At 35.1% G+C, this 1,476-nt stretch carries 2 protein-coding genes; both read right to left on the bottom strand.

Annotated features, from left to right (window positions below; translation table 11 throughout):
• Window positions 1-274: 274 nt before the first annotated feature.
• Complete coding sequence (locus AC1DSL_RS18130) at window positions 275-601, bottom strand: antibiotic biosynthesis monooxygenase family protein (RefSeq protein ID WP_477533316.1); 327 nt, start codon at window positions 599-601, stop codon at window positions 275-277.
• Window positions 602-801: 200 nt separating this feature from the next.
• A complete protein-coding gene (locus AC1DSL_RS18125; RefSeq protein ID WP_477533315.1) occupies window positions 802-1,305 on the bottom strand; it encodes a DinB family protein in 504 nt (167 codons plus the stop codon).
• Between the last annotated feature and the right edge of the window lie 171 nt (window positions 1,306-1,476).

Here is a 1,476-nt window from a genome sequence, read left to right as displayed (position 1 = left end):
AATATCATCCGACTTCTCCCCTATACSTTCCTTATTAAACGTATCAATAATAACAATTCTAAAAAATTCATTTAACTGTTTAATGTCCTCAATACTTGGCCTTCTAATCACCACATTAATCACCCAAAACCCTCCCAACATCTATTCACTTGAAACGAAATTGCAGTAATCCTTTTTAAAGTGCGCTGCCTCGTTAGTTGAATAAGAAAAAGAGCTGCTTAAGCAGCCCGATAATCTTTAACTAAAGCACCCGATAGTTGAATAAGTAACATTGTCAAATTTCAAAGAAGTTATGTCTCTCTACTTTACAAACTCTGAGAGAAAAGTTTTTATACCATTCAGATTTCCCTTTATTTTGTGCTACTCTATGGGCAGAATTTTCCTTCCATTCTTTTATGGATTGTAAAGAATCCCAATACGAAACAGTAATTCCTAGTCCTTCATCCCGTGCATCTTCGACACCTAAAAATCCATTCTGCTGAGAAGCTAATTCCACCATTTTATCCGCCATTCTGCCATAACCATTATCTCCTTCAGTTCTTTGTGAAGAAAAACTCACTGCGTAATAAGGTGGTTCAGGAGTTTTCGCAATTCCACTCATATGTAAGTCCCCTTAGAAATTTATTTTTCATTAATATAAAAAATTCCAGCATAATCTCAGGTCTTATTATTGAACTAAACTACCCCGTTAGTTCAATAATAAAAAAGGGCTGCTTAAGCAACCCTATGAGCTTTAACTAAAGCACCCGTTAGTTGAAGAACTGTTCCATTTAAAGTGGATGGTGCTTGAGTTACTCTCTTCTATTTTGAATATAGGTAAAGTCCAAAATCTTGCATAACGGAGGTGTGCCCCATTTGCCGCAACATAGTAGCTATATTGCCACGGTGATATGATCCGTGAGTGACAACGTGTAGTACCGATTCAGAAATAGAAGTTTCAAGCAACCCAGCATATGGATTATCCACCACAATCAACTTTTCAATATCTTCTTGACTGTTCAGAAGTGCTTTGTTTCGTTCAGCTAAGTCTAGAAATATTTTTTTCATTTCCTCAATACTTTTCGTTTCCACCTGTTCTCTTAATTGATTCATGAACGCCATTGCATCATTCATACTTTTACCTGAGATAATATCAAACCATGCATAATCTGTGAGATAAATGTGAGACAACACCTTTGATACCGAAGAAAAACCACTCTGAACTTCCTTATGATAAATTTCCTTTGGAAGTTCTTTTAAACGATCAATTATAACTCCATTTGCCCATACGTGGTAGTTGTACATTTTTAATGCTGGGTGTGTCATATTAAATTCCCTCCATTTCCACTTGATTTAGAATTGACATTTGATGCCACAATATTTATATGCTGTTTTATTTATAATAATCCTTATTCAACTAACCTGCCCCGTTAGTTGAAGAACTTAAACTTCTGTTGAACTAAACCCCTATAAAAAAAAACAGGGCTAAAATTAAGA

Source organism: Paenisporosarcina sp. P4_D4, assembly GCF_056401835.1.
The sequence above is the reverse complement of the archived record's forward strand: the minus strand, read 5'-3'. Positions and strand labels throughout refer to the sequence as shown.

Excerpts from the sequence above, each read along its gene's own strand:
- AC1DSL_RS18125 (WP_477533315.1), bottom strand. The coding sequence starts at position 1,305 with ATGACACACCCAGCATTAAAAATGTACAACTACCACGTATGGGCAAAT.
- AC1DSL_RS18130 (WP_477533316.1), bottom strand. The coding sequence starts at position 601 with ATGAGTGGAATTGCGAAAACTCCTGAACCACCTTATTACGCAGTGAGT.